The sequence below is a fragment of the Desulfovibrio sp. 6_1_46AFAA genome (assembly GCF_000224635.1).
Classification (GTDB): Bacteria; Desulfobacterota; Desulfovibrionia; order Desulfovibrionales; family Desulfovibrionaceae; genus Desulfovibrio; species Desulfovibrio fairfieldensis.
In genome coordinates, this window is record NZ_JH114305.1 from 207,288 (window position 1) to 214,313 (window position 7,026).

The window sequence follows — 7,026 nt, forward strand, 5'->3', positions numbered from 1 at the left end:
GTATCCCGGCGTGATTGGGGCACGCCCGGCATTTGGAAATTCTGTTTCTATTTTTCAGCGGACACGCCTCAGAAGGGCCAAATATTATCCATCAGCCGTGTAAACCAGCCCGGCTTCTGCTTGTCGGCCAGCACGCCGCGTCCGTAGTATTCAATGCTCGCATCCGCGATCTGGGTGGAATAGACGCTGTTTTCCGCATCCACGTCCTTGGCGCGGATCATGCCGCGCACCACCATGTACTCGGTTTCCTCGTTGACACGGATCTCGCGCGCGCCCTCGATCTGCAGCAGGCCGCCGGGCAGTACGCGCAGGACACGGGCCGCCATGGAAGTGGTCACGTAATTTTCACGCTTGGTCTTGCCCGTGGCCGAGAGATCGCTGACCGACGAGGTGTTCAGCACCGGCGTGCCCACGCGGGCCTGTGGGCCGATGCCCACCAGGGGCACAAAGCCGGTCTTGCTTTTGCCGAACATGGCGGCGACCTGGTAGTCGTTGGAGCCGTCCTTGTTGGCCGTGGTTTCGGCCTTATTCTGGGCCTTGGTGTTTTCCACCAGTTTGACCACCACGATGTCGCCCACGCGCCGGGCGCGGCTGTCGGCAAAGAGGGTGTCCTCCTCGCTGGCGGCGAAGAGCGAGCCGGGATTGTTCGGGCCGCTGGTTTCCTGGCGGTATTCCTGCGGCGGCGTGACCGGATGCTGCAGGGCCGGGCGCTTGTGGGCGCCGCCTCCGCAGGCCGCGCAGAGCAGAAAAGCCAGCCCCAGGACCGGGACGATCAGTTGTGTCTTCATACGCTCCACTCCTCTCAGCCGCGATGAGACGGCCTAATGTATCTCCACTGTGCTGCCGTCTTTGACGGTGGCGTAGATCTGCTTTTTGGTCTGCAAATTCCGCACCGGAATCGTGGCGCCGGGCTCGCCGTCCGCCAGGGCTTCCGCCTGGGTGGTCATGCGCAGATTGCCGCGCGTGTAAATCAAGCTCAGTATCGTGCCACGCCGGACCATAAGCTGGCTGGCAAGATCGCTCTGCAGGATGGGCTCGCCCGTGATCAGGGAACGCGTCACCTGCCAGGGGCCGCCGTGGCCGTCCCAGGGCAGATCGCGCAGCTGGCTGGCGTTGATGCGCATGAAGGTCACGGCTTCGGGCGTCAGCGCGTCGCCTTTGCCCAAAGGCCGGGAAGCCGCGGGCACGGTGATCCAGAGGGTCAGGTTGACCGTGCCGGACACCCGCCGCAGCACCGTGCCGTCCGCCTCCTGCACGGCGAAGCGCAGGGGCACGCGGCCCGGCGTGAGCTTGCCGGGTTCCAGCTGGACGCGCTGCTGGCTGTGCGCCAAAAAAATGTATTCCGGCAGACGAAACTCGTTCAGTTCCGCCTCTCCGGGCATGGCGGACAGTTGCGGCGTCAGGCTTTTGACGACATAGGAACGCAGGTCGTCTTCCCTGAACACCAGGCCGCCGCGCTGGATCACCAGCGAGGTGGGCAGAATGCAGCGCGCGGCCAGCTCATTGCCCAGGCTCTGGCGCAGGGCCTGGGAGAGGCGGGAGCGGTTGATCTGAAGGGGTTTGCCCTCTTCCGGCGGCGCGGGCCAGAGCCGGCGGCTTTTAAGGTCGCCCCAGAGCGCGGGGTCCATATGCCCCAGAGGCGCGGCAATGTCGCCCAGCAGCACGCTGTCGGTATTGGTCACGGCCGCCGGGGCCACCTTGAGCCGCCACTCGCCCTGTTCCAGCATGGGCAACTGGTCTCCGGACGCCGGGGGCGCCGCCAGGGGCGCGGCATTGGCCGCGATGAGACCGCGGGTCTTGGCCGCGCGCTGGTCCTGGGCATCGTCGGCCAAGGGCAACTGGGCGGCGCGCACCTGCGGCGGACGCAACTGACGCTTGATCTGCGAGGGCGAGCGGCGATTGTTGCGCTCGCTGTCCTGCCAGACGGCCTGCGGCACGCCTCCCTGGGGCCAGGCCCGCGACGGCGCGGGCCACAGGGTGCAGAGCAAGACCAGGACCACGGCCAGAACCGGCGCAACAGCCGATTTTCGCGCCGAAATCCCTTGCATGGTAAGCATATGCCGTCCGCCCCGCATCTCCCTTCGCTCCTAATTGAAATGCCCTAACTGCGCTTGAGCTGCACAGCCATGCCCAGCATGGAGTCCGAAGTCTGAATGGCCTTGGAGTTGACCTCGTAAGCGCGCTGGCCCACGATCATATTGACCATCTCGTCCACCACCTCCACATTGGACATTTCCAGAAAGCCCTGGGCCAGAGTGCCCACGTTGTCCGTGCCGGGCACGCCTTCGGTTTCCGCGCCCGAGGCTTCGGTGGGCGTGTACAGGTTGCGTCCGCGCGCGTCCAGGCCCGCCGGGTTGATGAAGGTGTAGAGAGGAATTTCCGCGCCCGCGATTTCCTGGCCCTCGCTGTCCAGGGCCGCGATGTGCCCGGTGGAGGAAATGGAAATGTTCTTGGTTTCCGCCGGGACGGCGAATTCCGGCTGCAGAATGTAGCCGTTGGCCGTGACCACGGTGCCGTCCTGATTGAGCTTGAAGGAACCGGCGCGGGTGTACATCAGTTCGCCGTTCACATCCACCTGGAAAAAGCCGTCGCCTTCAACGGCCACGTCCAGGGCGTTGCCCGTATTCTGGAAGTCGCCCTGGGTGAAGAACTTGTGCACGGCCGTGGGCCGCACGCCCATGCCCACCTGGATGCCCACGGGCAGCCGGTTGTCGCCTTCAGTAATGGACCCGGCGATCTTCATGGTCTGGTACATCAGATCCTCAAACTCGGCCCGGCTTTTTTTGAAGCCCGTGGTGTTGACGTTGGCCAGGTTGTTGGAAATGACGTCGATGTTGAGCTGCTGGGCCACCATGCCCGTGGCGCCGGTATACAGGGAACGCATCATGGGGATTTCTCCTTCTCTCAGTCACGCGGGAGGGCCGCGCGCGGGCTAGCCCTGACGGCGCCCTATTTTTTCATTGGCCGCACGGTCCAGGCTGTCCGAGGACTGCATCACCTTTTGATAAGCCTCAAACTGACGCTGCACCTCGATCATATTGACCATTTCCGTCACCACCTGCACGTTGGCCGCTTCGGCGAAGCCCTGCTCCAACCGCGCACCGGCCAGGTAGGCGTCGCCCTCGGCCACAGCCACTTTTTCGCGCGGGCGGAAAAGGTTATGGCCCAGTTTTTCCAGGTTCTGCGGATCGTCCACGTTGATCAGCGCGATCTGGTTGACCACCGCTCCGTCGGCAATGACCTGGCCGTCGCCGCCGATGAGCACATTGCGCGTGCCCGCCGGGATGACGACATTGCCGCCCGTTCCCTGGAGCGGATAGCCCTGGGGGGTCATCACCGTACCGTCGCCGGACAACAGAAAATGCCCGTTGCGCGTCAAATAATCCCCGTTGGGCGTGGTTACCCGGAAAAAGGCGTTTTCGCCGTTGATGGCCACATCCAGCGGATCGCCGGTGAACTGCATGGAGCCCTGGGAAAAGTCGATTTTGGACACAGCGACGCGCGGGCGCGCCATGTTCTTGGGCTCGGGAAACAGGGGGTCGGAACGCAGGTTCATCAGCGGCTCACGGATTTCGTCATGCGCGTAGGAGGCCATGGTATCCTTGAATGCCAGGGTGTCGCGCTTGTATCCGTGGGTATTCACGTTCGCCAAATTATTGGCGATGAAGTTCATGCGGTGTTCTGTGGTCAGCGCGCCGAACAGCCCGCTAAACAACGCGTCTTGCATAAAAAACTCCTTTGTCCGCAGCTTGTTGCCCAAAACGGGACGAAGCCGTTGCCCAAGGCCGGAGAGGCCTTTGCCGGAAAATATGCAAGGAGCGGGCCAATCAGCGGCGGCACGGCCGCCCGTTTTGCGCGCGGTGGCCGGGACGTGAACGGAGCCCTATGGATTTGCAGACACTCCGGACCGACTCTGAGTAAATATTTTTATATTCTATATCAGTTAATTAATTATTTATTACATAGAAGTACAACAAGTAAAGAAAACTTTTCTCATTTTGAAATACGGAACATCGTCGGACCGGCAAAAACAGTAACGCAAAAATAACTTGCCTTGTATCCACACAACATGTTATGTATTTAATACAATCCGAAAAAGGAGGTGCGCCCATGCCTTGGCAGAATATGCTCAATGAAAATATGACGACAGCTGAGCAACTGCAAAAGCACATCTTCTTCCGGGAAGAGCATTTGGAGCAATTGCAACGGATTAGCAAGCGGTTTCCCTTCTCGATTCCGCCCTATTATCTGTCTCTGATCGACCCATCAGATCCTCATGATCCCATACGGAAGATGTGCGTTCCCGCCCTGGACGAGCTTGACCCGGGCGGACGCCTCGACACCAGCGGCGAAGCATCAAATACGGTGCTGACAGGCTTGCAGCACAAGTACAGACAGACGGCGCTGGTTCTCTCCACCAATGCCTGCGCCATGTACTGTCGCCATTGCTTCCGCAAGCGCCTGGTGGGTCTGGAAGGCCGGGAAACGCGGCCGCGGCGCGACAAGGTCCTGGCATATATCCGCAAGCATCACGAGATCAGCAATGTTCTGCTCTCCGGCGGCGACGCCCTGCTCAACCCCACGCCCGTGCTCCATGAATACCTGGAGGAGCTGAGCGGCATGGAGCATCTGGATGTCGTCAGGATTTGCAGCCGCACGCCGGTGGTTCTGCCCATGCGGATTTACATGGATCAGAAGCTGCTGGACCTGTTCAAGGAATACGGCGCGCAAAAACATCTCTGTCTGGTCACCCAGTTCAACCACCCGCGCGAACTGAGCCCTCAGGCCCAGCGGGCCCTGGACGCCCTGCAGGAATGCGGCGTCATGGTGCGCAACCAGACAGTGCTGCTGCACGGCGTCAACGATCACGGCCCGACCCTGGGAAAGCTGCTGAAGGAGTTGGTGCGCCGGGGCGTCGTGCCCTACTACGTTTTTCAATGCCGCCCTGTAACCGGAGTAAAAAACAACTTCCAGGTGCCCATTGCGCAAGCCTACGCCATCGTGGAAGAGGCCAAGCAAATGCAGAACGGCCTGGGCAAGGCATTCCGCTATGTGCTTTCGCACGAGACAGGCAAGATAGAAATACTCGGTCCTGTGGGAAACGGGCGCTGGCTCTTCAAGTATCACCAAGCCAAGACGCAGGAAGACCAGGGCCGTCTGTTCAGCGTGACGCTGCGCCCTGGCCAGCGCTGGCTGGGCGGGAAGGATGTGCGTGAGATTCCGTGGGAAGACGCGGAGGATTCCGTGGGCGCGTCCGCCTGAGCATGTCAACACGAGAAAATTGCGGAATGCTCCGGTGATGCAACGTCAAAGTCCGGCTGTTGGAATGGCCGGGCTTTGACGTTTTGAGTTCTTCACGGCGGCCTCCATAAAAAACCGTGCCCTATTGCAGAGGCACGGCAATAAAGTGCAGATGCAATACCCACGCTCGACTTGTGGGGCGCGTGACAGGCCATCACTTGGCGAGATAAGCCTCCAGCGGCTTGACCCTGTAGCTGTTGACGGGCATCAGATCCGTGGTCACATAGCCCGGAGCGGCATTGATCAGATCCGGGATACGGTTCACAATGGTGGCGCAGGTCAATTCCACCGTGGCCGGGCGGTTGATGACCACTTGCGTGTCCGGTTCTCCGTAAAGGGTCCAGTCGTTGCGGTCAAATTCCTCGGGCGCGTAGACCTTGCCCACGCACTCGGTTTCCAGGGTCACGCCCTCCTCGGTCTCGGTGGTGACCACAGCGGACATGCCCGTGGCATGGCCTGCGGGAATGGTCATGCCCAGGGTTTCCGAATGTAATTCCTTGTCACAAGTCTGAGGAACACATTTCTGCACCTGGCTTTTGACGGTCAGGCCCAGACGTTCGGCCAGCCAGCCGTTGACGTTCCACATATAGGAGGGCAGAAATTCGCCTTGGTCGATAAGTTTCTGCCGTTCCTCCGGAGAAATATTGTCCGCGCCCGCGATCTCTTTCTCAAAGTCGGCCAGGTTCAGGCCCGCGCCGTGGGCTTTGGCCAGGGCGATGCCGTAGTCTTCCACATTGTAGCTGGAGCTGCCCCGGATCTTGTTGATTTTGTGCATGGCCCCGGCCAATGTGGCGATAAGATTGCCCCAGAAAACATCCTGATAGCCCGAGCCGCTGATAGTGCAGCCGGTCTTTTTCGCCAGGGCGTCCACCTCGCGGGTCAGGGAGGGCGAGGAGTTCATGGGGAAAATGGCTTCCTCATTGGTGGTAATGGCATTGACGCCGTTTTTGGCGCAGACCAACAGAGCGTCGCGGATGTCGCGCATCAGGCTCATGGTGGTGATAATGCAGGCGTCGGGCTTGAGAGAGGCCAATACGGCATCCGCCTCGGCGGCGTCACGCACCTTCACGCCCCTGGCCGGGCCGCCCATGATCTCGCCGATATCCTTGCCTATAATTTCTGGATTGACGTCAAAGGCAGCCACAATTTCTCCGCCCTTTTCATATACGTAGCGCATGGTATATTTAGCCATTTTACCGCAGCCGTACTGCGCGATGCGTAACTTAGCCATGGCCGTTCTCCTTGAAGTTGAAGGTGGGAGAGACAAACAGTCTCTATCCTAGAGAGTTAGTGCCGGAAGCGGCAAAGCACAAGTGGGCAGGATACGCCGAGATACCGTCAAGGAAGCGGCGTGCAGGCGCGAAGAAGCCCGAGAGGATATCCCCCAGCGGCAAAAAAGCTCCCTGGGCAGTTTTAGAAGCGGCTCCGAGGGTTTTCCAGCCTGGCCGGTTCAAGGCAAGGTGAGGAAGGGAGGGATGAAGGAAGCGGTGGGATGGTTCGGGAATTCGCGGAGTTGGGGGGGGGCGCGAGGCGCGGCAGCATAGGGCGGACAAGAGAAGCCCCCCACGCGCTGAGAGCGGCGAGGGGGGCTTCCGAGCAATTTTTGGCAGCGGCCTACTTTCCCACATGACGTTATGCAGTATCATCGGCGAGGAAGAGCTTAACTACCGAGTTCGGAATGGGATCGGGTGTACCCTCTTCTCTATGGCTGCCAAAAAATTTGTC

The 7,026-nt window shown here is 60.5% G+C and carries 6 protein-coding genes and 1 rRNA gene; 1 reads left to right on the forward strand and 6 read right to left on the reverse strand.

What is annotated here, in order from left to right:
* Positions 1–68: 68 nt before the first annotated feature.
* The 4 genes from HMPREF1022_RS15755 to HMPREF1022_RS15770 are packed head-to-tail and all read right to left on the reverse strand — an operon-like array spanning position 69 to position 3,727.
* Positions 69–788, reverse strand: coding sequence for a flagellar basal body L-ring protein FlgH (locus HMPREF1022_RS15755; RefSeq protein ID WP_008686210.1), 720 nt, complete (start codon positions 786–788; stop codon positions 69–71).
* A 33-nt stretch (positions 789–821) separates the two neighbouring features.
* The gene (flgA, locus tag HMPREF1022_RS15760) at positions 822–2,057 is read right to left on the reverse strand and encodes a flagellar basal body P-ring formation chaperone FlgA (protein WP_232221627.1); all 1,236 of its coding nucleotides are present in this window, start codon (positions 2,055–2,057) and stop codon (positions 822–824) included.
* A 44-nt stretch (positions 2,058–2,101) separates the two neighbouring features.
* The gene (flgG, locus tag HMPREF1022_RS15765; RefSeq protein ID WP_008686212.1) at positions 2,102–2,887 is read right to left on the reverse strand and encodes a flagellar basal-body rod protein FlgG; all 786 of its coding nucleotides are present in this window, start codon (positions 2,885–2,887) and stop codon (positions 2,102–2,104) included.
* Between the two features lie 45 nt (positions 2,888–2,932).
* Complete coding sequence (locus HMPREF1022_RS15770) at positions 2,933–3,727, reverse strand: flagellar hook-basal body protein (protein WP_009303923.1); 795 nt, start codon at positions 3,725–3,727, stop codon at positions 2,933–2,935.
* A gap of 383 nt (positions 3,728–4,110) precedes the next feature.
* On the opposite strand from HMPREF1022_RS15770, the gene HMPREF1022_RS15775 reads away from it, so the two are divergent.
* Positions 4,111–5,262: a KamA family radical SAM protein gene (locus HMPREF1022_RS15775; protein ID WP_009303924.1), complete on the forward strand. Its 1,152-nt coding sequence runs from the start codon at positions 4,111–4,113 to the stop codon at positions 5,260–5,262.
* A gap of 193 nt (positions 5,263–5,455) precedes the next feature.
* On the opposite strand, the gene HMPREF1022_RS15780 is transcribed toward HMPREF1022_RS15775, so the two are convergent.
* Positions 5,456–6,532: an NAD(P)H-dependent amine dehydrogenase family protein gene (locus HMPREF1022_RS15780; protein WP_008686216.1), complete on the reverse strand. Its 1,077-nt coding sequence runs from the start codon at positions 6,530–6,532 to the stop codon at positions 5,456–5,458.
* A gap of 370 nt (positions 6,533–6,902) precedes the next feature.
* Positions 6,903–7,017 (reverse strand): 5S ribosomal RNA (gene rrf / locus HMPREF1022_RS15785).
* Positions 7,018–7,026 lie beyond the last annotated feature (9 nt).

Bases quoted from the DNA above. Each gene is read 5' to 3' on its own strand.
- flgA (WP_232221627.1), bottom strand. From the start codon at position 2,057: ATGCTTACCATGCAAGGGATTTCGGCGCGAAAATCGGCTGTTGCGCCG.
- HMPREF1022_RS15780 (WP_008686216.1), bottom strand. From the start codon at position 6,532: ATGGCTAAGTTACGCATCGCGCAGTACGGCTGCGGTAAAATGGCTAAA.
- HMPREF1022_RS15755 (WP_008686210.1), bottom strand. From the start codon at position 788: ATGAAGACACAACTGATCGTCCCGGTCCTGGGGCTGGCTTTTCTGCTC.
- flgG (WP_008686212.1), bottom strand. From the start codon at position 2,887: ATGATGCGTTCCCTGTATACCGGCGCCACGGGCATGGTGGCCCAGCAG.
- HMPREF1022_RS15770 (WP_009303923.1), bottom strand. From the start codon at position 3,727: ATGCAAGACGCGTTGTTTAGCGGGCTGTTCGGCGCGCTGACCACAGAA.
- HMPREF1022_RS15775 (WP_009303924.1), top strand. From the start codon at position 4,111: ATGCCTTGGCAGAATATGCTCAATGAAAATATGACGACAGCTGAGCAA.